Raw genomic sequence first — 22,971 nt, forward strand, 5'->3', positions numbered from 1 at the left:
AGGACCGCCGCTACGACATCGGCGGCGTGCCGGTTTGGCGGCCGACGCGTCCGCGCGGTCCGCGTCGCGCGATAGCCTGGCGGAGCCGTGGACCTCGCGGCCCGGCAGCGATGTCGAACCCGGCGTCTGCTGCTCCGACTCACTTCCAGAGGGGCGCCGTGCGGGCGCCTGGGCGGAGGAGTGGCGTGAGGTACGTCCTGCTGATCCACAGTGACCCGGAAAGCTGGGTACACCCGATGTTCCTGCCGGGCAGTCCCGACGCGGACCGGTGCGACGCCCGCACCGCGGCGTTCGATGTGCTGCTGCGGGAGATAACCGAGTCGGGTGAGCTCGTCGCCGCCGCGGCGCTGGCCGACCCGGTCACCGGCAAGACCGTCCGCCGCCACGGCGAGGTGGCGCTGGCCACCGACGGTCCCGTGGCACCGGCCGGCTGGCACCTCGCGGGCTTCCTGGTCGTCGACGTCGACAGCGCACAGCGCGCCCTGGAGGTCGCCTCCCGGCTGCCCGCCGGCGACAGCCCGGTCGAGCTGCGACCCGTCATGGACCTGTCCGGTATGGAGATGTGAGCCGTGGAGGAGCTGCTGCGGGGGCTGGTTCCCCGGGTGCTCGGCGTGCTGGTGCGCCGCTACGGCTCATTCGACGCGTGCGAGGACGCGGTGCAGGAGGCGCTGCTGGCCGCCGTGGTGCAGTGGCCGCAGCAGGGCCTGCCCGACCATCCCATGGCCTGGCTGATCACGGTCGCCTCGCGCCGCCTGGTGGACCTGCGCCGCAGCGAGGCCGCCCGCCAGCAGCGCGAGCTCACCGCGGCGGGATTCGTGTCCGCCGACGAGCTGGTGGTGCCGGGTCCGGGCGACGGCGACGGCGGGGACGACACGCTGGCTCTGCTGCTGCTGTGCTGCCACCCCGCTCTGTCGTCGGACTCGCAGATGGCCCTGACGCTGCGGGCCGTCGGCGGCCTGACCACCGGGCAGATCGCCAGCGCGTTCCTGGTGCCCGAGGCGACCATGGGCCAGCGGATCAGCCGCGCCAAGCAGCGGATCAAGGCGGCCGGGGGGGAGTTCCAGCTGCCCGCGGGACGCAAGCTGCACGACCGGATGCAGGTGGTCCTGCACGTCCTTTACCTGATCTTCAACGAGGGGTACACGGCGACGTCCGGCACGGAGCTGCAGCGCGCTGAGCTGACCGGAGAGGCCGTCCGGCTCACCCGGCAGCTGCACGGGCTGCTCAGCCGCGACGGCGAGGTGGCGGGACTGCTGGCCCTGATGCTGCTGACCGAGGCGCGCCAGCCCGCCCGCACCGGGCCCGGCGGAGCGCTGATCCCGCTGGCCGAGCAGGACCGCAGCCGGTGGCGCCGGGATCTCATCGCCGAGGGCACGGAACTGGTGACCCGCAGCCTGGCCCGCAACCCGGTCGGGCCATACCAGTTGCAGGCCGCGATCGCCGCGCTGCACGACGAGGCGGACCGGGCCGCCGACACCGACTGGCCGCAGATCCTCGTGCTGTACGGCCTGCTCGAACAGGTGTGGCCGAACCCGGTGGTGCGCCTCAACCGGGCCGTCGCCGTGGGCATGGTGCACGGGCCGCGGGCCGGGCTGGACCTGCTGGCCGCGCTGGACGGCGACGACCGGCTCGCGGGCGGGCACCGGCTGCTGGCGGTGCGGGCGCACCTGCTGGAGATGGCCGGTGACGGCGCCGCCGCGCTCGCCGAGTACGAGGCCGCCGCCCGCCGGGCCACCAGCCTGCCGGAGCGGCGGTACCTGGAGGCCCGGGCGGGGCGCCTGGCGGGCTGAGCGTGCTCAGCGGCCGCCGCGCAGCACCCGCGCGATGATGCGGGGGTGCATCAGCGCGGTAGGCGGGTCGACCAGCCCGGCCGAGCGCAGGAACGCGGCGGACAGCCGCCCGTCGTGCACGGCGGCGGCCTGCAGCCGCGGGATGTAGAGGTTGCCCAGCCGGGTCTGCATGGTGCGGCGGCCCTCCACGCCGGGGAAGCCGAGGTCGGCGCCTGCCGACATGGTCCACGGCGCGTCGATCACCTTGGCCAGGTCACGGAAGTACGCACGCGGCTGGGGCTCCCCGTCGCGCACGTGTGCGGCCAGCACCGTGGTCTCGATCGCGGCGACGGTCATCCCCTGGCCGTACACGGGGTTGAACACGCAGGCAGCGTCGCCGATGACGAGCAGCCCGTCGGGCAGCTGCGGCATCGCCTCGTAGTGGCGCCGGATGCTGGCCGGGAAACGGAACGTCTGCGGGCTGCCCATCGGCTCGGCATCGCGCACGGCTTTGTAGACGTCGGGAACCGGCAGCGACTTCACATACTCCATGAACCCGTCGAGGTCGGTGGGCGGCCGGTCGCCGAGGATCCCGGTCAGCGAGACGGCGTAACGGTCGGGCAGCCGCGCGAAGATCGCCCCGCGGGGCATGGCCGGGGTCGCCACCGGCAGCAGGGCGATGTCGTCGCCGATCGGGTCGTAGTTCAGCGGGCCCTTGAAGTCGCAGGTCGTGTAGGTCAGGTCCATCTTGACGCGTTCCTCGGGCACCTCGGCGTAGCCCAGTTCGGCCAGCCAGCGCGCGGTGCGCGAACCGCGGCCGGTGGCGTCCACGACCAGGTCCGCGGCCAGCGTCGTGGGCTGCTCGGCGTCGTGGCCCTGCACCCGCACCCCGGTGATCCGCCCGGGGGCGGAGACGAGCCCGACGATGTCGGTGCGCTCGAGATAGGTGACGTTGGGCAGGGCGCGGACCCTGGCGCGCAGGCGGGCCTCCAGCAGCGGGCGGCCGGCGGCGACGCACACCAGCCCGGTCTCGGCTTTCTCGATCATCTGCCCGTTGAAGTACCAGCTGAGGCTGGTGCCGAAGTCGCCGATCGGGACTCCCTCGGCGACCAGCGCGTCGGTGAGTCCGGGGAACAGATCCTCCAGGATCTGCTGCCCGCGGGCCAGCAGCGCGTGGATGTGGTGACCCTGCGGCACGGCGTGCCGGGGGTCGGCGTCGTCGACCAGCACGTCGCGATCGACGACGGTGACGGTGCGGTAGGTGTCGGCGAGCACGCGGGCCGCCAGGGTTCCGGCGATGCTGCCGCCGAGCACCACCGCGTGATCGCGCCTAAGGCCATCCATGTCCATGACTCCCTTGGTCGGTGTTCAGAGGTCGCATATGGAGAGTCATGCTAGTGGCGTCAGCAGCCAAGATTTCTTTCATAATGCTGTATATATGCTGGTCAGGAAGGTGTCGAACGGTCGGGTCCGGGGCTACGGTGAGGTCGCCGAGCGCTGTTGACCCCCGGGCCCGGCACCGCCGTCGACCGCATCAGCGGCCTCCGAGCGCTCCGGAGTGCGACGGGCGGCGCCGCTCTCGTTCGCAAGGAGTGATGAATGGTCCCCTACCGCATCGACATCCCGCAGGACGCCCTCGACGACCTGAACCGGCGGCTTGCCGCCACCCGCTGGCCGGGCGAGATGCCCGGAGCCGGGTGGGAGCGCGGCGTGCCCGCCGACTACCTGCGCGAGCTGGCCGAGTACTGGCGCACCCGCTACGACTGGCGTGCCGCCGAGGCCGAGCTCAACCGGTTCCCGCAGTTCACCACCGAGATCGACGGGGCGAACGTGCACTTCGTACACGTGCGCTCGCCCGAGCCGGACGCCGTGCCGATGATCGTCACGCACGGCTGGCCCGGCTCGTTCGTGGAGTACCTGGACGTGATCGGGCCGCTGACCGACCCGCGCGCCCACGGCGGTGACCCGGCCGACGCCTTCCACCTCGTCATCCCCACCCTGCCCGGGTTCGGCCTGTCCGGGCCGCTGCGCGAGCCGGGCTGGAGCATGCCGCGGGTGGCCGGAGCCTGGGCGCAGCTGATGGCACGCCTGGGCTACGACCGCTACCTCGCCCAGGGCGGCGACTTCGGGGCCTGGATCACGATGATGCTGGCCGGCATGGACCACCAGCACGTGCTGGGCGGGCACCTGAACTTCCTGCCGACCCCGCCCAGCGGCGATCCCGCGGACATGGCCGCGCTGACCGAGGTGGAGCTGGGCCGCCTGGGCCGGCTCGGGCGCTTCGCCACCGAACTGGCCGGCTACATGCACATCCAGGCCACCCGGCCGCAGACCCTGGCCTACGGCCTGAACGACTCACCGGTCGGGCAGCTCGCCTGGATCGTGGAGAAGTTCAAGGACTGGACCGACTCGGCCAAGGCGCCGGAGGACGCCGTCGACCGTGACCGGCTGCTCACCAACGTGATGCTCTACTGGCTCACGGCCACCGGGGCGTCCTCCGCCCACTTCTACTACGACAACGCGCCGCTGCTGCCGATTGCGTCACCGCCCCCGCCGCCGCCCCCGCCGCTGCCGGTGCCGTTCGGCATCGCGGTGTTCCCGCAGGACCCGGCGCAGCCGATCCGGCGCTTCGCCGAGCAGGGACTGCCGAACATCGTGCAGTGGAGCGAGTTCGACCGAGGCGGCCACTTCCCGGCGCTCGAAGTGCCGGAGCTGTTCATCGGCGACCTGCGGTCGTTCGCGGCCAAGCTGCGCAGGTGAACCCGGGCGGGCCGGGGTTCAACCCCGGCCCGCCCCGACCCGGGACGCCGCAATCTCGAAGATGCGGGCGCTTGCCGGCTCTGACAAAGTCGGTTGCCCGGCCCACCCTCGGGCCGCTCACCTCGGGAGGAACAGTGGGGCTCGCCGTGCAGCGCTCGCCCGCCAACGTCGACGGCATACGAAAGGGGGGCGCCGCCGGTTCACCGGCCGGCCTGGCCGCAGTCAGTTGACCCGCCGGACGCGGGCGCGGCCGCGGTCCGTGCTCGCCGCTCCGCGGAGCCGCCCGAGGCTGCCGTGCACCTACTCCATCCCCGTGCTGATCACGCTGATCGCGGCCGACGACCTGCGCACCACGCTGGCAGCGTGGTGCCACGTGTGCTGACCGGATCAGAGATCGCCGAAGCCGTACGCCCCGACCACCGTCGACCGGGTGAACTGCGGCGGGGCCGCGCAGCGCGACGCGATGCCCTCCTGGAAACGTTGGAAGGCCGCCGTCTCGGCGAGGGCGTTGGAGCCTTCCGCCGCGACGAGCACGTGCATGAAGTCGGCGCCGTCACCGAGCCGGAACGTCGCATAACGCAGCCCGTCCGGCTTGCTCTCGGCCAGCTCGGCGAAGACCTCCTCGGCTAGGCGCGCGTTCTCGTCGGCGACCTCGGGCCGCGTGCTGTAACGGATGACCATGGCGGTGCGCATGTGCTCCCTTTCCTGGGCGGTCACTGTCTACGGTCGCGCACGGGCGGCGCGCGGCGCATCTTCGGCGTTGCGCGATGTGCGGTCGGCCCGGCTGACCTGCGGTTGCGTCGTCGTACGGTGGCGCAGTCTCGAAGGTGCGCGGTTGATCGGCCACGCTGGACGATTAATGGACGATTGTCCATGATGTAGAGGGAGTGCGCCATGACCACGACGACCCCCGCACCGGTCGCGGGCCCGGCCGAGCAGGCCGCGATCGCCGCCGTTCCGGCCCGGATGGTGGCGGCCTGGGCCGCCCACGACGCCGATGCCTTCGCCGACCTGTTCGCCGAGGACGGCACGATGATCCTGCCCGGCCTGTACCTGAAGGGTCGCGACGCGATCCGGGCGCACATGGCCGCCGAGTACCTGGGCCGCTACCAGGGCACCACGGTGACCGGTCAGCCGATCGACATCAAGCCGCTGGCTCCGGGCGCGGTCGCGTTGCTGACGCAGGGCGGTGTCATCGCCAAGGGGGCCACGGAGCTCGCCGCCGAGGACGCCATCCGGGCGTCGTGGATCCTGGCGCGCCAGGGCGGCGCGTGGCGCATCGCGGTCTACCAGAACTGCCCGCGCGACGAGCACTGATCCGCGCCCCTGGCGTGATGACACGGCGGCCTGCGGCAACCGCAACGGAGCGGTACGTCGGCAGGCCGCCGTACGGCGCTTGGTGAAGATTTTCGAGATGCTCGGGGTCAGCGACGGCTTCTCGCCGGCCCACCCGTGGGGCTCGATGACGACCGACGGCTCAGCCGGCCCACTCGCGGGGCTCGACGCCCGACCGCACAGTGGGCCGGTGCGGGCGAGGCTCCGGCCGTGGCCCAGGGCCGCCGGAGCCTCGCCGTGCCTCACGCCGCGAACTGCCCCGGCCGGCGGCCGGGACCGGCCGGGCCCCGGTAGGCCTGCGCGAGGTCGAGCCACTGCTCCGCGTCCTCGCCCACGGCCTTCAGGGCGAGGTCGGCGCGGTTGCGGCGGCGGGTCACCAGCAGGCAGAAGTCGACCGCCGGTCCGCTGATCGACTGCTCGGCGTCGTCGGGCCCGAACCGCCACACCGTCCCCGACGGGGCCGTCAGCTCGAATCGGAACGCCACGTCCGGGACCGGCAACTGCCGGGCCAGGTAGCCGAAGTCCCACGTGCGCACGGCGAAGAACACGAGGTGGCCGATCCGGTCGGTGTACTCGCGGCGCACGCCCAGCGCATCGGCCACGTCCTGGCCGTGCCCGAACAGCTCCATCATCCCGGCGGCCGCGAGCACCGGCGCCGGCAGCGGGCGGACCAGCCACGGCACCGCCTGCCCCTCGGGCACGGCGGCCAGCGCCCCCTGCGCGGCCGCCCGGGCCTGCCGGAACTGCGCCAGCAGCCCGTCCGGCGGCAGCGCCAGGAACGGCGCCATCGCGGCCACCACGTTGGCATCGAAGTCAGGGCTCAGGCCCGATGTCATCGCGGTGAACGCCGCCGGATCACCGGCCGCCAGCGCCGCCATCCGGAAGGTGGCGGTCAGGTGCGCGATCTGGTGGGCCACCGTCCACCCCTCCGCCGGGGTAGGCGTCTGCCACTGCTCGGGCGTGATCGCCGCTACCAGGCCGTCGATCGCCTCGCCTTCGGCGGCGAGATCGCTGAGCACGTCGTTACTGGTCACAAGGGCTCCTCTCCTCGGGCTGCGGCGAGCCGGGCAATGCACTGCAGGCCGGACTCAACGCATATATAGGTATAAATTGTCCGGTCAGCGGACCCCCGCTGTCTTCTCGCTGCGTGCCGTTGTCCGCACCGGTGTCATCAACGCGGTCGCCACGGCGGCCAGCACCAGCAGCAGCACCGACACGCCGAGCGCCGGCCGGGCCGCGGCCAGCAGCGCGTCCGGCACGGACACCGCGAGCCCGCCGGAAGGCGATCCGGCCGGCGCGCCGCCTCCCGGCGCCGCCGCGTCCAGCCGGTGCTGCAGCACCGCGCCGGTGACGGCCGCGCCCAGTGCCGCGCCGACCTGGCGGGCCGTGTTGAGAACGCCGGAGGCCGCCCCGGCCAGCGGCGCTGCCACGGCTCGCATCCCCGCGCTGGTGGTGGGCGCGATGGTCAGCCCCATCCCGACCCCCAGCGCCATCAGCACCCAGAAGTACGACCAGCTCGTCCAGTCCCGCTCGGCCAGCAGCGCCACTGCCGCCACCGCGGCGGCGTGGCAGAGCAGACCGGCCCCCAGCAGCCTGCGCACGTCGACCCGGTCGGACAACCGCCCCGCCAGCGGTGCCACGGCACTGAGCGTCAGCGTCCACGGCAGCGCCGTCATCCCGGACAGCTGCGGGCTCATGCCCAGCGCGCGCTGCGTCGTGATCACGAAGACCAGCAGGAAACCGTGCAGCGCGAACGACGTCACCAGGGTGATCACGGCGGCGACCGCGAACGACCGCTCGCGCAGCAGCGCCGTGGGCACCAGCGGCACCGGATGGCGGTGCTCCCACCACACGAACAGCCCGAGCCCCAGCACCCCGGCCACCAGCACCGCCGGGACCGTGACCGGCCCGGCCAGCCGCCCCCAGCCGTGCCGCTCACCCTCGATGAGCCCGTACACGAGCGCCACCAGGCCGAAGGTCACCAGCCCCACCCCGACCAGGTCGAACCCGCGGGGGCGCGGTACCCGCACGTCGGGCACGAACCGGCGGGCCGCGGCGAGCCCCCACACCGCCAGCGGCACGTTCAGCAGGAACACCGACTGCCAGCCGACGTGCGTGACCAGCACACCGCCGACGGTCGGGCCGGTCACCGCGGCCACCCCGCCCACCGCGGTGAAGACCCCGAACGCGGCACCGCGCCGCTGTTCGGGAAAGACGGCCGTGATCAGCACCAGGGCCTGCGGCAGCATCGCGGCGGCGCCCACCCCCTGCACCACCCGCGCCGCGACGAGCTGCCCGGTGTCCTGTGCCAGCGCGCACAGCAGCGAGGCCAGCGCGAAGACGGCCAGCCCCGCCACGAACACCGTGCGCGCGCCCCACCGGTCCCCCAACCGGCTGAACACGATCAGCAGCGACGCCAGGGCCAGCAGGTAGCCGTTCAGCACCCACAGCAGCCCGTCGACGCCGGTGCCCAGCGACTCCATCAGCGCCGGCGCGGCCGTGTTCACGATGCTGGTGTCCAGCAGGATCAGGTAGTTGCCCAGGCACAGCACGCCCAGCGCGGCCCACGGCCGGGCCGCCGGGCCGCCGCCGGTCACCGCGGGCCGCCCACCGCGCCGTCGAGGCGACCCGCGGCGTGCATCCGCGCCCCGAGCACGCGCGCCGCGGTCATGCTGGACCAGGCGGTCAGCCTGACCAGAGCGCCGTCGTCGGCCAGGCCGGCGTCCGCGACGACCGCGGGCGTCACCCGGTAGGAGGCGAACACCGTCAGCAGCGCCAGCCGCGCCATGCCGCGATGCTCGGGCGCCAGCGCGGACACCGCCCCGTCCAGCCAGTCCTGCGCGTGCAGGCCGGGCCCGCCGTCGGGCAGCCGGGCCGCCTGTGCCGACACCAGATCGCGCACCTCGGCAGGCAGGCTCTGCCCGGCCTCGTCGACGGCGGCGGCCGCCGCGCCGAACGCCGCCGCCACGGACGGCCGCCCGCGCGCCCAGGCGAGATCCGCGGGCAGTTCGGCGTCGGGCAGCAGCCCCGCGGACCCGCCGGGCGTCACCCGGCCCCGGGCGAGCGCACCGAGCAGCCGTGCCGCCATCCGGCCCATGACCTGCCGCGCCGGGCCGCGCACCGCCGGGGGCAGTGGCGAATCGGGCAGGAAGACGTTGACCATGCGGTTCAGGTAGTGGAACGTGACCGCCGTGCCGATCAGCTCGGGCGCCTGCGCCGGCGGGAACGGCGCGGCCGCGCCCGGCCGTCCGGCCCACGCGGTGAGCTCACGCAGCCGGGTGCCGCCCGGCCCGGCCGCGTCCACCGCGTCGCGGCCGCCCAGCCCGGCCAGCGTGCTGCCGTGCACGTCCACGCAGTACGGGCAGCTGTTGGCGGCCGAGACCGCGGCGGCCACGGCTTCCCGGTCCAGGCGCGTGGTCAGGCCGTCGGCCAGCAGCGCCTCCCGCAGCACGGTCCAGGCGGCGGCGAGGCGGGGCGGGTCGGGGGAGTGCAGGACGATCGGCGGGGCGAGCATCCCGAACTCCGCCGCGACCTGGCGGTACACCTCGCCCACCAGCCCGCTCGCCGCTGCCGGGTGCACCGGCGTGACATGCCGGACGTGGCGCAACGTCGCGCCGCGTGTGGCCCAGGACAGCAATGCGCCCATGATCTTCTCCTAAGCGACGCTTCGGGGTACGAGCAATGGCCGCGCCGGCGAGCCGGCACGGCCACGGACGGTCAGCGACGCGCCGGAACCCGGCTCGACGCCACCGGTTTGGGCAGGTCGCCCACGTAGGTCACGGCCACGCCGCGCCGCTGCGCCGCCTGCACGATGCCCGGCATCGCCCGCTCGGCCAGCGCCGAGATGGTCAGCGCCGGGTTCACCGTCAGCGCGCCCGGCACCGCCGAGCCGTCGGTGACGAAGATGCCCGGATGGTCGCGCAGCTCATGCCGGTCGTCGAGGGCGGAGGTCGCCGGGTCGTCACCGATGCGGCACGACGCCAGCGGGTGCACCGTGTACGCGCCGACCACGTCGTTGGTCCACGGCGTGACCGTGGCCAGACCGTCGCGCTCCAGGATGTCCTTGACGTCGGCGTCCGACAGCTCCCACCCCCGGCGCGTGTTCGCCGTGGGCCGGTACGACAGCGAGCTGTGACCCAGCATCTGCTGGGAGAACCGGGTCGCCGCACCGGTCTCCGGCGGCGGCCCGAAGACACCCTCGTTGTCGTCCTCGGACATCGTGAAGATGGTCAGCCAGGATCGCCAGCGGCGCATCATCTCCTTCTTCTCCAGGCCGAACCACGCCGGCCCGGCCGCGTCGGCGGCCTGCGCCAGGATCGTGCCCAGGCCCGGCGGGAAGTACAGCTGCTCCAGCGAGTAGCGCTCGTACTCCGGCAGGCTGCCGTCCAGCCGGTCCCAGCTGGCCACGGTCGGGCCACGCCCGATCTGGTACGCCTCGTACGCGATCCCGTCCCCGCGGGACAGCCCGAGCACGTCGCGCACCTTGTCCTCGTCGAACACGGCGGTGTTGAGCCGCTCGCCGTTGCCGGAGAAGTACCGGCCCACGGCGTGCGGCATGGGGCCCAGCGTCGCCTCGGAACGCTGCAGGATCACCGGCGTCGCGGCGGTGCCGGCGGCCAGCACGACGATCTGGGCGTCGATCGCGCCCTCGTCGTGCAGGACCCGGTAGTCCTCGCCGTCCACGATCCGGTAGTGGACGCGGTAGCTGCCGTCGTCGTTGCGCGACAGGTGCTGGACCTCGTGCAGCGGACGGATCTCGGCGCCGTGCTCCAGCGCGCCGGGCAGGTAGTTGAGCAGCAGCGACTTCTTGGCGTCGAACTTGCAGCCCGCGGCCATCCAGTTGCAGTTGACGCACTCCGCGACGTCCACCGCCGACGGAGCCGGGTTGGCGGTGCGCCCCGCATGGTGGCAGGCCGCCGCCCACAGGCCGCCGCCGTAGGGGATGCTGTCCCAGCTCTGCTGGGTCACCGGCAGGGCCTCGCTGACCCGGTCGTACCAGGGGTCCAGGGTGTCCCGGGTGATCGCCGCCGGCCACATCCGCCGGCCGATGCTGCCGTGGCGCTCGAACACGAACCGCGGCGCGCGCGGCATCGTGGCGAAGTAGACCACGCTGCCGCCGCCGACGCAGTTGCCGCTCAGCACGCTCATCCCGTCGCCGATGGTGAAATCGAAGATCCGGGTGTAGGAGGAGCCGAGTTTGAAGTCGTGGTCGAACTCGTCGGCGTTCAGCCACGGCCCGCGCTCCAGCACCACCACCCGGGCGCCGCCGGCGGCCAGGTGGTAGGCGGCGATCGCCCCACCGAATCCGCTGCCGATGACCAGGACGTCGGTGCTCTCGACGGCGCTCATGCCGGGCTCCCGGTGGGTGTCGTGTTCGGATGGATGTCGGCCAGCGCGCGGCCGTAGGAGAAGCGGGGGAACCGCCAGGCGCCGTCGGCGTCGGGCCGGGAGTAGCCGATGGCCAGCAGGCCGGGGTGCCCGTCGCGCAGCGCGTCGGGGGTGCTCAGGTGCGCGGCGGAGTCGAACGCCATGTTGCTGAACAGCGCCATGCCGACCCACAGCGCCTTCTCCGGATGGTCGACGCCGGTGAGTTGCGCGACGAGCGCGGTCCGGTCGGCGAACGCCAGCGCCACGAACGGCGGCAGGTCGTCGGCCAGGGCCAGGCCGTGCTCGCCGGCATACTGCTGGGTGTGGCCGTTGAGCATCATGGCCAGGCCGTCCAGCGAGTCGGCCAGCCCGCCGGCCGGGTGCCGCAGCAATTCGAGCGCGCCGGAGGCGACGGCGCCGCCACCGGCGCTCACGCCCGCGACGGCGTGGTCGTGCGGATGGCGTTTCTCGCCCGGAATGATGGTGTCGGCGAAGGCCTCCAGCGTCATGGACGTGGGATCGGTCGCCTCGGGAAAGTCGGGTTGCACGATGTCGCCTCCCTGCTTGGTGGGGAACCCGAGTCATCGTGCAGCGGCATTCACGGCCGGTTCATCTTCCACAGTGCCCTGGGCTTTCGACTGCTTTCCGGGCACCTGCGATGCCGCGGCACGGGTGCCTTCACCAATGCGGTGAGCTGGCGAATCCCGGTGGAATGAGCCGTCGTCGTGGTGCGCCTTCTTCGATAGTGCGGGTCCTGTCCGGCATCGTCGGTGCGCCATTGTGTGGCGGGTTTCTCCGATCGTGCGCGGTTGCCCGCGCAGGCGTTGTCGCCTCATCCGGCGCGCGAATACTGGGGAAACGCCGCCCGGACACCGCCGGCGCGGCGTCGGGTCACGGAGGTTGCCATGGTCGTCGGGCGGATCGCGTCGTCAGTCATCCAGCGCCAGGTCAAGTACGTCACCCCGACCCCTCTGGCGGCCGTGGACGGCGTCCTGGGGCAGGTGTACGCGCAGGTCCTCGACGAGATGGGCCTGGTCGTGCCGCCGGTGCAGCTGCACTCACCGGTGCCGGACCTCGCGGCGGCCTACTGGATGCTGATGCGCGAGCCCATGCTGCCCACGGTGCACGTGGACCGGGCGGCCAAGGAGGCCGTCGCGACCGCGGTGGCGGTGGCCAACATCTGCCCCTACTGCGTCGAGATGCACAGCGTCGGCATGTATGAGCTGGCCACCGAACGCGACGCGGAGGCGCTGGCCGGCGACCGGATAGACGACCTGGCCGATCCGCGGCTGCGCACGCTGGCCGCCTGGGCCCGGCAGCCGGGCCACACCGGTCCGGTGCCGTTCGCCGAGCAGGCGCGTGCGGAGCTGGTCGGCGTGGTGGTCGGCATGCACTACCTGACCCGGATGGTGAACGTCTTCCTGTCCAGCTTCCTGCTGCCACCCCGGCTGGGCCCGGCGGGCCGCCGCCGGTTCAAGCAGGGCGCCAGCCGCGTGCTGCGCCCCACGCTGCGCGATCCCCGCGCACCGGGTCGCGCGGTGGAGCTGCTGGCGCCGGCCGAGCTGCCGGCCGACGCGGCCTGGGCGCAGGCCAGCCCATCGGTGGCGGCGGCCGCGGCCCGCTCGTTCGCCGCGTTCGAGGCGGCGGGGCAGCAGACGCTGACCCCCGCGGTGCGCGAAATCGTGCTAAGCCGGCTGGACAGCTGGCAGGGCGAGGAGACGGGCCTGAGCCGCGCCTGGTGCGAGCGGCTGGTGCAGCCGCTGCCCGAGCCGGAGCAGGCCGCGGCACGGCTGGCACTGCTCACGGCGTTCGCGTCGTACCAGGTGGATGCCGACGTCGTGGGTGAGTTCCGGCGTCATCACCCGGGGGACGCGGCACTGGTGCGGGCGGCGTCGTGGGCCTCGTACACGGCAGCACGCCGCGTCGGCAGCCGGCACCTGCCCCTACCTGATCCGGTGCGTCCTTGACCAGAGGCAGATAGCGCAATTTCGAAGATCCTGCCGCCCGCCCGCGACCGGCAACCTGTTGGGGGCCGGCGCGTCCGGCCGGACCCGGTCCACATCCCCGAGGAGGCAACGTGACGATCGACCGCACCACGAGCCCGGCCACGAACGTCGGCTGGCTCAACGGAGCCGGACACCGCACCGCCCTGAACCTGTTCATGCTCGTCGTGCTGGCGCACTGGGCCGAGCACCTGACCCAGGCCTTCCAGATCTACGTGCTCGGCCGGCCGGCGCCGCAGTCACGCGGCGTGCTCGGCCAGTTCTTCCCGTGGCTGATCAGCTCGGAGTGGCTGCACTACGGGTACGCGCTGGTCATGGTGGTCGGCCTGTTCCTGCTGCGCAAGGGCTTCGTGGGCCGGGCGCGCACCTGGTGGACGGTGGCCTTCGCGATCCAGTTCTGGCACCACATCGAGCACCTTCTGCTGTTCGTGCAGGCGCAGACCGGCACGCCGTTCTTCGGCAAGGCGGTGCCGACCAGCATCCTGCAGCTGTTCGTGACCCGCGTCGAGCTGCACCTGTTCTACAACACCGTGGTGTTCCTGCCGATGGTGGTGGCCGTCTACCTCCACCTGCGGCCCAACCGCGCGGAGCTGGCGCAGGCGGTGTGCGGCTGCGTCGACAAGGCCGCGGTGCCGGTGCCGGCGTGACCGAGACCCACGGGCGCGGGGCCACCGGGAAGCGCACCTCGGCTTCCCGGCCGGCCCTCGCCGCGTTCGTCATCGCGCTGGTGGCGGTGGGTGCGCCCGCGCTGCTCACCGCCGAGCCCGCCCCGGTGCGGCTGGCGGCGGTGGATCCGGCGGCCGACGCGGTGCTGGCCGCCGTGCCGGAGTCGGTGGCCCTGCGGTTCACCGGCGACCTCGCCGCCCGCGAGGTCCATGTGACCGTCGCGGACGCGACGGGCGCCACCGTGTCGGCCGGGCAGCCGACCTTGTCGGGCGGCACCGTCACCACCGCGCTGGGCGTGGGCGGGCCGGGCGCCTACCTCGTCGTCTACCACCTGCTGCTCGACGACGGCAGGTCCATCTCCGGCACCAGCCGCTTCGCCGTCGACCCGGCCGCGCCACCGGCCGCCCCGAACACCGCCGATGCCGCGGTCGCCCTGGCCGACACCGGCCACGCCCACGTGCCGGCACCGGACCCGCTGAACCTCGTGCTGACCGCCGTGGCCGCCGTGCTCATCCTGGCGCTGCTGGCGCTGCTGTTCACCCGGCCCGCGGTGCGCGACTGAGCCGTGCCGACCGGCTGTCGGCACGCGCGCGGCCGGATTGCGCATCCTCGAAGGGGCCGCGGTGCGGCTCCTTCGCCCACGATGAGGTGCGCCCGCCGAACGTCGGCGGGTTCGAGCACGTTATGGAGGGACGATGCCTACGACACTCGGTGCGCTGCGCAGCCTCATGATGACTCCGTCGCTGGCCTCCGTCGGGTTCGCCGCCAGAGGTTTCCCGGTCGAGGAGACCGCGGCGACCCGCCGGTTGGAGGCGATCCCGCAGGCGGTGGTGTGCGGGTTCGAATGGGCGATCGACGCCCGCACGATGTGGGAGGTCGAGCGCCGGCTGGACCTGGTCGAGCCCGAGATGAGGGGCTTCGCCTACGAGGGCGCGACCATGGCGTACACCATCCGCGACGCGATGGCGGGCGGGCGCGGCACCCGGGCGCGCGACCTGCTGCGGGGCCCGGCGCAGCCGCACGTCTTCCTCACCTACATCGGCATCGGGTTCGCCATGGCCCGGTTGCCGCGGCCGCTGTGGGCCCGCGTGCTGCCCGACCTGACCGGCACCCCGTACTACCCGACGATGAGCTGGCTGGCCGTGGACGGGCTGGGGTTCGACCGGGCCTACTTCGACACCGACCGCTGGGTGGGGCGCAGGCAGCGGCCGCGGCCCTACCCGTGGCAGGGCCATGCCGGCTACTTCCCGAGGGCCTTCGACCAGGGCATCGGTCGGGCGCTGTGGTTCATCAACGGCGGGCGCCCGGGGCCGGTCGCCGACGCGGTCGAGCGGTTCGAGCCGGACCGGCACGGTGACCTGTGGAGCGGGGTGGGCCTGGCGGCCACGTTCGCCGGCGGGTGCAGCTGCGAGGAATTGGTGGCGCTGCGCCGGTTCGCCGGATCGCACGTCGCCGACCTGGGCCAGGGTGCCGTCTTCGCGGCGAAGGCGCGCGACTTCTCGGGCTTCGTGCCGGTGCACACCGAGCAGGCGGCGGGCATCCTGGCCGGTCTGCCGGTGGCTGCGGCGTCGGCGCTGGCCGACGAGGTGACCTCCGACGGCCCGGATGAGGCGGGCCTGCCCCGGTACGAGACGTGGCGCGCACGCCTGCGGGAGGCGCTGTCCCGCCGGGCCGCGCCACTGCCGGGCTGAGCCGGGTCGCGCCGGGCTGGTCGAAGTCCGGCGCGAAATTGCGCATTGGCGCGTTCGGCAACGCAGAAGAAGAAATAGCCGAATTTCACTGCCACGATTTCCTGGAACGTCATCGAACCACGACACGACGACGGCCGGGAGCTGTTCATGGGACCTTATCGCCGCCTACGCAGGCGCATTCTCACACCTGACATCGCCGAGACGAAAGTCGATGTCAGAGGCTTTCATGTAAAGAACGCCGAAACCCGCGAACTGCTGGAGACGATCGGTCGCAGCTTCCTCGAAGGCTACGGCTACGCCGCCGAGGCGCGCCGTGCGGTCGACGCCGAACAGGGGCTCGAAACCGTCCCGACGCGCTTTCGCGGATTCGCCTACGAGGGCGCCGCAATGGGCTTCGCGGTCCGTGAAGGGCTGCCCGTCGGCGGGCGTGGACTGGTGCGCGACTTCCTGGCCGGGCGGGCCGCCGACCACATCTACATGGCGTACGTCGGGGTCGGCTGGGCCATGGCCCGGCTGCCCCGGTGGCGCTGGCGCACGCTGTACGCGCCCGACCCGCTGCTGCGCTGGCTCGTGCTCGACGGCTACGGCTTCCACCAGGCGTATTTCCACACCGACCGCTACGTCTACCAGCAGCATCAGGAGACCGACTTCCCGTGGCCGGCGGACCCGTTCCGCTGGTATGCCCAGCACGCCATCGACCAGGGCATCGGCCGCGGCATGTGGTTCGTGGGCGGCACCGACGCCGAACTCGTGGCCCGGATGATCAACCGGTTCCCGGCGCAGCGCCGCGCGGACCTGTACGCCGGCGCCGCGCTGGCGGCCACCTACGCCGGCGGTGCCGACCGCGACGAGCTGGCCTGCTTCTGGGACCTGGGGCGTGCCTACCGGCCGCAGATCGCGCAGGGCTCGGCGTTCGCCGCGGGCGCCCGGGTGCGGGCGGGCCTGGAGGTGCCGCACACCGAGACGGCCACCCAGCTGTTCTGCGGGCTGAGCCCCGTGCAGGCCAAGCAGGTCACCGACGACGCGCTGACGGACCTGGCCGACGACGGCAGCACGCCGTCGTGGGAGGTCTGGCGCCGGCGCATCGCCGACACCCTCGCCGCGCAGCGGCAGTTCTGAACCACCCCGGCCGCATCGCGGCCAGGCAGGAGAGAGGCTCAACGATGACCAGAATCGCCATAGTAGGCATGGCCTGCCGGTATCCGGACGCGGCCTCCCCCCGGCAGCTGTGGGAGAACGCGGTCTCCGGCCGCCGTGCCTTCCGCCGGCTGCCCGACGTGCGGATGCGGCTGGCGGACTACTACGACGCCGACCCGTCCGTGCCGGACCGCTTCTACGCCCGCAACGCCGCCGTCATCGAGGGGTACGAGTTCGACCGGATCGCCTACAAGGTGGCCGGCAGCACGTACCGCTCCACCGACCTGACCCACTGGCTGGCCCTGGACGTGGCCGCCATGGCACTGGCCGACGCCGGCTTTCCGATGGCTGAGGGCCTGCCCCGCGAACGCACCGGCGTCATCGTCGGCAACAGCCTGACCGGCGAGTTCTCCCGTGCCAACCAGCTGCGGCTGCGCTGGCCGTTCGTGCGGCGGATGGTCGCGGCCGCGCTGAAGGAGCAGGACTGGGACGACGACCAGCTCGGCACGTTCCTGGACGACTTCGAGGCCACCTTCAAGAGCCCGTTCCCCGAGATCGACGAGGACACGCTGGCCGGCGGCCTGTCCAACACCATCGCCGGGCGGATCTGCAACCACTTCGACCTCAAGGGCGGCGGCTACACCGTCGACGGCGCATGCTCCTCGTCGCTGCTGTCGGTCGCGACCGCCTGCAAGGGCCTGATCGACGGCGAGCTGGACGTCGTGGTGGCGGGCGGCGTGGACCTGTCCATCGACCCCTTCGAGATCATCGGTTTCGCCAAGACCGGCGCGCTCGCCACCGGCGAGATGAAGGTCTACGACAAGGGCTCCAATGGGTTCTGGCCGGGCGAGGGCTGCGGCATGGTGGTGCTGATGCGCGAGGACGAGGCCCGGGCCGCCGGACACCGCGTCTACGCCACGATCGCCGGCTGGGGCATCTCCTCCGACGGCAAGGGCGGCATCACCCGGCCCGAGGTCAGCGGCTACCAGCTCGCGCTGAGGCGGGCCTACGAGCGGGCCGGGTTCGGCATCGACACCGTCAACCTCTTCGAGGGCCACGGCACGGGCACCGCCGTCGGCGACGCCACCGAACTCAAGGCGCTGACGCTGGCCCGGCAGGCGGCCGGAGCGACCGCCCCCGCGGCGATCAGCTCCATCAAGGGCATGATCGGCCACACCAAGGCCGCGGCCGGCGTGGCCGGGCTCATCAAGGCCGCGATGGCCGTGCACCAGCACGTGCTCCCGCCCGCGATCGGCTGCGTGGACCCGCACGAGCTGCTCGGCGCCGACGACGCCCAGCTGCGCGTGCTGCGCAAGGCCGAGCCGTTCCCCGCCAACGCACCCACCCGGGCCGGGATCACCGCGATGGGCTTCGGCGGCATCAACACCCACATCGTGCTGGAGGGCACCGGCGCCCGCCGGCGGGCGACGCTGGACACCCGCACCCGGGCGCTGGCCGCCTCGCTGCAGGACGCCGAACTGCTCGTGGTGGACGCCGCCTCGACGGGCGAGCTGCGCGACAGGTTGACGCAGCTGGCCGAGTTCGTGCCCACCGTCGCGTACGCGCAACTCGCCGACCTGGCCGCGACGCTGCACCAGGAGCTGCGCGAGCTGCCCTACCGCGCCGCGGTGGTCGTCACCTCACCCGAGGACGCCACCGCGCGGCTGGAGGGGCTGATCGCCAAGCTCGACTCGGGCGAGACCACGATGATCGCCACCGACGGGCGCAGCTTCCTCGGCCACGTCAGCGGGCCGGGGCGGATCGGTTTCCTGCTGCCGGGCCAAGGTTCCGGGCGCGGCGTCAGCGGCGGCGCCATGCGCCGGCGTTTCGCCGAGGCGGACGAGACCTATCTCAGGGCGGCTCTGCCCGTCGGCGCCGACGCCGTGGCCACCGAGGTGGCCCAGCCACGCATCGTCACGGGTTCGCTGGCCGGCCTGCGGGTGCTGTCCGCGCTCGGGCTGGAGGCGAGTATCGCCGTCGGCCACAGCCTCGGCGAGATCACCGCGCTGCAGTGGGCCGGGGCGATGGACGAGCAGACCCTGCTCGACGTGGCGGGCGTACGCGGCGCGACGATGCGCCGGCACAGCTCCTCCGGCACGATGGCCAGCATCAGCGCCGGCGCGGAACTGGTGGACCAGCTGATCACCGGGCTGCCCGTGGTGGTCGGCGGCTACAACGGCCCGCACCAGACCGTGGTGACCGGCACCGTCGAGGGCGTCGAGGAGGTGTGCACCCGGGCCCGTGAGCACGGCCTGTCGGCCACCCGGCTGTCCGTGTCGCACGCGTTCCACTCGCCGCTGGTCGCCCCCGCCGCGGCCGCGTTCGGCGAGGAGCTGGCGGCGCGGCGGTTCACGCCGGTCAGCCGGCGCGTGGTCTCCACCGTCACCGGCGACATCCTCGCCGCCGACACCGACGTGCCGGCGCTGCTGCACCGGCAGATCACCGACCCGGTGGTGTTCCACCAGGCGGTGACCCGTGCGGCCAAGGACGTCGACCTGTTCGTCGAGGTGGGGCCGGGACGGGTGCTCAGCGGGCTGGCCGCCGCCGCCACCGACGTGCCCGCCGTCGCGCTGGACACCGACGACGAGTCGCTGGCCGGTGTGCTGCGCGTGGTCGCGGCCGCGTACGTGCTCGGCGCCGCCGAGGTCGACGCGGCCCTGTTCCAGGGTCGTGTGGTGCGCCCGCTGCAGGTCGGGACAGAGTTCAGGTTCTTCGCCAGCCCGTGCGAGTCGGCTCCCGACATCTCCGTGACCTCGGCCGGCCGCCGCGCGGCCGTGACGGCGCCCGGCGCGACCGACGCGGCGCAGGCCGTCGAGGGCGAGTCCGGGCTGGATCTGCTGCGCCGGCTCGCCGCCACGCGTGCCGAGCTGCCGCTGGACCTGGTCCGCCAGGACAGCAGGTTGCTCGACGACCTCCACCTGAGCTCCATCACCGTCGGGCAGATCGTCAACGAGGTCGCCGGGCGGCTCGGCGTTCCCGCGGCCCAGGCGCCGACCAACTTCGCCACCGCCACGGTGGCCGAGCTGGCCGTCGCCCTGGACGAACTGGCCCAGACCGCCCGGCCCGGCGACGCCGCTCCGCAGCGGCTCGTCGCCGGCGCGGCACCCTGGGCCAGGGCCTGGGCGCTGGACCTGGACGAGCTGCCACGCCCGGCGCGCGCCGCGCTCGAGGAAGGCGGGCAGTGGCAGGTCTTCGCGGAGGAGCGCAGCCCGTTCGCCGCGTCGCTGCGCCGGGAGCTGGAGCGCTCCGGGCTCGGCGCCGGTGTGCTGGTCTGCCTGCCCGAGCAGTGCACCGAGCAGCACATCGAGCTGGCGCTCGACGGTGCGAAGGCGGCGCTGGCCGGCGGCAACACCCGGTTCGTCCTGGTCCAGCATGACCGGGGCGCGGCCGGACTGGCCAAGACGCTGCAGCTGGAGGCGCCGCACGTGCGCACCACCATCGTGCACGTGCCGGCCCGGCCGGACGCCGTCGACTGGGTGGTCGCCGAGGTGGCCGCCACGGCCCGCTTCGCCGAGGCGTACTACGACGAGCAGGGGGTACGGCGGGTGCCGACCCTGCGGGCGCTGCCGATCGAGGCAGAGCGCACCGCCGCCGCGCTCGACGACTCCGACGTGCTGCTGGTCACCGGCGGCGGCAAGGGCATCACCGCCGAGTGCGCGCTGGCCATGGCCGTCGACAGCGGCGCGGCGCTGGGCCTGCTGGGCCGCTCCGACCCGGCCCACGACGCCGAGCTCGCGGCCAACCTCGACCGCATGCGGGCCCAGGGCATCCGGGTCGCCTACGTGCGCGCCGACGTGACCGACACCGCCTCGGTCGCCCAGGCGGTGCACCGGATCGCCGAGGACCTCGGCCCGGTCACGGCCGTGCTGCACGGGGCGGGACGCAACGAACCCGCCGCACTGACCGGGGTCGACATGGCCGCTGTCCGGTCGACGTTCGCGCCGAAGGTGTCCGGGCTGCGCACGGTCCTGGCCGCGGTCGAGCCGCAGCGCCTGAAGCTGCTGGTGACGCTCGGCAGCATCATCGGGCGGGCGGGCCTGCGCGGCGAGGCGCACTACGCCACCGCCAACGAGTGGCTCGCGGACCTGACCGTCCAGGTGGGACGGGAGTTCCCGAACTGCCGCAGCCTGTGCCTGGAATGGTCGGTCTGGTCGGGCGTCGGCATGGGTGAGCGCCTGTCGGTGGTGGAGTCGCTGACCCGCGACGGCATCACGCCGGTCACCCCGGAGCAGGGCATCGCGATCCTGCGGCGGCTGCTGGCCGACCCCGACGCCCCCGCCGTCACCGTGATCAGCGGGCGCACCGAAGGCATCGACACGGTTCGCTACGACCTGCCCGAGCTGCCGCTGCTGCGGTTCGTGGAGCGGCCACTGGTGCGCTACCACGGCGTGGAGCTGGTGTCGGAGGTGGAGCTGAGCGAAGGCACCGACCTGTACCTGGCCGACCACCGGCTCGACGGGAACCTGCTGTTCCCCGCCGTCTTCGGCATGGAGGCGATGGCGCAGGCCGCGGCCGCGGTCACCGGCCGGCACACCGCGCCGGTGGTGGAGCAGGCACAGTTCCTGCGCCCGATCGTGGTGCCGCCCGGCGGCAGCACCCGGATCCGGATCGCCGCCGTGGTGACCGGCACGGACACCGTCGAGGTCGCGATCCACAGCGAGGAGACCGGCTTCGCCGCCGACCACTTCCGTGCCCGGCTGCGGCTGACCGTGCCGGAGCCGGCAGACGGCGCCCCGGAGCAGGTGGACGGGCTGCCCCAGGTGGTGCTGAACCCGCAGACCGACCTCTACGGGCCGGTGCTGTTCCAGGGGCGGCGCTTCCAGCGGCTGCGCCAGTACCACCACGCGGCGGCCCGGCGGGTCGACGCAGGCCTGGCGGCGGACCGCGCCACGGGCTGGTTCGCCGACTACCTGCCCGCCACCCTGCTGCTCGGCGATCCCGGCGTACGCGACGCGATGATGCACGGCAACCAGGTGTGCGTGCCCGACGCGACGCTGCTGCCGCAGGGCATCGACCGGGTGGTCCCGGCCGGTGACGCGATGTTCGACGCCGCGGTGCTGCGCTACACGGCCCTCGAGCGCCTGCGCGACGGCGACACCTACGTCTACGATCTCGCCCTGCGCGACGAGTCCGGGCGGGTGCTGGAGCGCTGGGAGGGCCTGCGGTTGCGCGCCGTTCGCAAGAACGACGGGCGGGGCCCCTGGAGCGAGCCGCTGGTCGGGCCGTTCCTGGAGCGCTCACTGCAGGACCTGGTCGGCGCCCAGGTCGCGGTGGTGGTGGAGCCGGACGGCCCGGTCGCCGGCGACGACCACCTCGCCCGGCGGCGGGCGGCGACCACGCTGGCGCTGAGCCGGGCGCACGCCGGTCCGGTCGCCGTCGCGTACCGGCCCGACGGCCGTCCGGAGATCGTCGAGAGCGACGCCGTGTCCAGCGCCCACGGCGCCGGGATCACCCTCGCGGTGACCGGCTCCGGCGCGCTGGGCTGCGACGTCGAGCCGGTGCGGGCACGCGCCGAGGCGGAATGGCAGGGGCTGCTCGGCCCGCACACGACCCTGGCACGGCTGGCCGGCCAATCCCTGCCCGAGGACGCCGACACGGCTTCGACCCGGGTGTGGGCGGCGATGGAGTGCCTGCAGAAGGCCGGGCAGCCGGCGCAGGGTCCGCTGACCCTGCTGCCGTCGCCACGTCCCGGATGGACCCTCTTCTCCTACGGCGAGCTGCGGATCGCGACCTTCGTCTGCACCCTGCGCGGGTGGGCGGACCCGGTCGTGCTCGCCATCCTGACCGAAGGGCGCAACTGATGGACAACTACTTCGAGTACCTGCACACGGTCGGCTTCGAGGAGACCAACATCGTCGGCAACGTGTACTACGTGAACTACCTGCGCTGGCAGGGCCGCTGCCGGGAGATGTTCCTCAAGGACCGCGCCCCTGAGGTGCTGGCCGACCTCCAGGACGACCTGAAGCTGTTCACACTCAAGGTCGACTGCGAGTTCTTCGCCGAGATCACCGCCTTCGACGAGCTGTCGATCCGGATGCGGTTGATCGAGCTGGCGCAGACGCAGATCCAGTTCGGGTTCGACTACGTGCGCCTCGATCCGCACGGCGAGACGCTCATCGCCCGGGGCGGGCAGCGCGTGGCCTGCATGCGCGGGCCCAACACGCGCACGGTGCCGGCCCGGGTCCCGCAGCCGCTGGTCCGCGCGCTGGAGCCATACCAGCTCGCGGCCGCACGAGTGTGATC

At 73.3% G+C, this 22,971-nt stretch carries 18 protein-coding genes; 11 read left to right on the forward strand and 7 right to left on the reverse strand.

Features of this window, described 5'->3' with window-relative positions; all coding sequences use genetic code 11:
* The first annotated feature begins 185 nt into the window (after window positions 1-185).
* A complete protein-coding gene (locus tag F6W97_RS25090) occupies window positions 186-566 on the forward strand; it encodes a YciI family protein (RefSeq protein WP_155372842.1) in 381 nt (126 codons plus the stop codon).
* A 3-nt stretch (window positions 567-569) separates the two neighbouring features.
* Window positions 570-1,790: an RNA polymerase sigma factor gene (locus F6W97_RS25095; protein WP_155372843.1), complete on the forward strand. Its 1,221-nt coding sequence runs from the start codon at window positions 570-572 to the stop codon at window positions 1,788-1,790.
* A gap of 6 nt (window positions 1,791-1,796) precedes the next feature.
* Here F6W97_RS25095 and F6W97_RS25100 read toward each other — a convergent pair whose 3' ends face one another.
* A complete protein-coding gene (locus tag F6W97_RS25100) occupies window positions 1,797-3,113 on the reverse strand; it encodes an FAD-binding protein (protein WP_155372844.1) in 1,317 nt (438 codons plus the stop codon).
* Window positions 3,114-3,368: 255 nt separating this feature from the next.
* Here F6W97_RS25100 and F6W97_RS25105 point away from each other — a divergent pair, with 255 nt between their 5' ends.
* Window positions 3,369-4,529 carry an epoxide hydrolase family protein gene (locus tag F6W97_RS25105; protein WP_155372845.1) on the forward strand — a complete coding sequence of 387 codons (1,161 nt, stop codon included), beginning with the start codon at window positions 3,369-3,371 and terminating at the stop codon, window positions 4,527-4,529.
* 387 nt (window positions 4,530-4,916) lie between these two features.
* Here F6W97_RS25105 and F6W97_RS25110 read toward each other — a convergent pair whose 3' ends face one another.
* Window positions 4,917-5,222: a hypothetical protein gene (locus F6W97_RS25110; protein ID WP_155372846.1), complete on the reverse strand. Its 306-nt coding sequence runs from the start codon at window positions 5,220-5,222 to the stop codon at window positions 4,917-4,919.
* Window positions 5,223-5,423: 201 nt separating this feature from the next.
* Here F6W97_RS25110 and F6W97_RS25115 point away from each other — a divergent pair, with 201 nt between their 5' ends.
* Window positions 5,424-5,846, forward strand: a complete 423-nt coding sequence (locus F6W97_RS25115; RefSeq protein ID WP_155372847.1) for an SgcJ/EcaC family oxidoreductase — start codon at window positions 5,424-5,426, stop codon at window positions 5,844-5,846.
* 260 nt (window positions 5,847-6,106) lie between these two features.
* On the opposite strand, the gene F6W97_RS25120 is transcribed toward F6W97_RS25115, so the two are convergent.
* The 5 genes from F6W97_RS25120 to F6W97_RS25140 all read right to left on the reverse strand — a co-directional run bounded on the left by F6W97_RS25120 (window position 6,107) and on the right by F6W97_RS25140 (window position 11,740).
* Window positions 6,107-6,898: a TIGR03084 family metal-binding protein gene (locus tag F6W97_RS25120; protein WP_155372848.1), complete on the reverse strand. Its 792-nt coding sequence runs from the start codon at window positions 6,896-6,898 to the stop codon at window positions 6,107-6,109.
* Window positions 6,899-6,982: 84 nt separating this feature from the next.
* Window positions 6,983-8,461 carry a DHA2 family efflux MFS transporter permease subunit gene (locus F6W97_RS25125; protein ID WP_196279300.1) on the reverse strand — a complete coding sequence of 493 codons (1,479 nt, stop codon included), beginning with the start codon at window positions 8,459-8,461 and terminating at the stop codon, window positions 6,983-6,985.
* Window positions 8,458-9,510, reverse strand: coding sequence for a carboxymuconolactone decarboxylase family protein (locus F6W97_RS25130; RefSeq protein WP_155372849.1), 1,053 nt, complete (start codon window positions 9,508-9,510; stop codon window positions 8,458-8,460). Before F6W97_RS25130 ends, F6W97_RS25125 begins: the two co-directional genes overlap by 4 nt.
* A 71-nt stretch (window positions 9,511-9,581) precedes the next feature.
* Window positions 9,582-11,213 carry an FAD-dependent oxidoreductase gene (locus F6W97_RS25135; RefSeq protein WP_155372850.1) on the reverse strand — a complete coding sequence of 544 codons (1,632 nt, stop codon included), beginning with the start codon at window positions 11,211-11,213 and terminating at the stop codon, window positions 9,582-9,584.
* Entirely contained in the window at window positions 11,210-11,740 is a 531-nt protein-coding gene (locus F6W97_RS25140) for a DUF5987 family protein (protein WP_155373117.1), read from the reverse strand. The genes F6W97_RS25135 and F6W97_RS25140 overlap by 4 nt, the downstream gene beginning before the upstream one ends.
* A gap of 396 nt (window positions 11,741-12,136) precedes the next feature.
* Here F6W97_RS25140 and F6W97_RS25145 point away from each other — a divergent pair, with 396 nt between their 5' ends.
* From F6W97_RS25145 to F6W97_RS25175, 7 genes are all read left to right on the forward strand, one after another.
* The gene (locus F6W97_RS25145) at window positions 12,137-13,198 is read left to right on the forward strand and encodes a carboxymuconolactone decarboxylase family protein (RefSeq protein WP_155372851.1); all 1,062 of its coding nucleotides are present in this window, start codon (window positions 12,137-12,139) and stop codon (window positions 13,196-13,198) included.
* A gap of 110 nt (window positions 13,199-13,308) precedes the next feature.
* Window positions 13,309-13,881: a hypothetical protein gene (locus tag F6W97_RS25150; protein WP_330164983.1), complete on the forward strand. Its 573-nt coding sequence runs from the start codon at window positions 13,309-13,311 to the stop codon at window positions 13,879-13,881.
* Window positions 13,878-14,462, forward strand: a complete 585-nt coding sequence (locus tag F6W97_RS25155; RefSeq protein ID WP_196279301.1) for a copper resistance protein CopC — start codon at window positions 13,878-13,880, stop codon at window positions 14,460-14,462. The genes F6W97_RS25150 and F6W97_RS25155 overlap by 4 nt, the downstream gene beginning before the upstream one ends.
* Before the next feature lie 133 nt (window positions 14,463-14,595).
* Window positions 14,596-15,591 carry a DUF1702 family protein gene (locus tag F6W97_RS25160; RefSeq protein ID WP_155372853.1) on the forward strand — a complete coding sequence of 332 codons (996 nt, stop codon included), beginning with the start codon at window positions 14,596-14,598 and terminating at the stop codon, window positions 15,589-15,591.
* Window positions 15,592-15,738: 147 nt separating this feature from the next.
* Complete coding sequence (locus F6W97_RS25165) at window positions 15,739-16,710, forward strand: DUF1702 family protein (RefSeq protein ID WP_155372854.1); 972 nt, start codon at window positions 15,739-15,741, stop codon at window positions 16,708-16,710.
* A 44-nt stretch (window positions 16,711-16,754) separates the two neighbouring features.
* Window positions 16,755-22,529: a type I polyketide synthase gene (locus F6W97_RS25170; RefSeq protein WP_155372855.1), complete on the forward strand. Its 5,775-nt coding sequence runs from the start codon at window positions 16,755-16,757 to the stop codon at window positions 22,527-22,529.
* Window positions 22,529-22,969 (forward strand): acyl-CoA thioesterase, encoded by a 441-nt coding sequence (locus F6W97_RS25175; protein ID WP_155372856.1) that lies wholly within the window; start codon window positions 22,529-22,531, stop codon window positions 22,967-22,969. Before F6W97_RS25170 ends, F6W97_RS25175 begins: the two co-directional genes overlap by 1 nt.
* Window positions 22,970-22,971 lie beyond the last annotated feature (2 nt).

This window comes from Catellatospora vulcania (genome assembly GCF_009720385.1).
GTDB lineage: Bacteria > Actinomycetota > Actinomycetes > Mycobacteriales > Micromonosporaceae > Catellatospora > Catellatospora vulcania.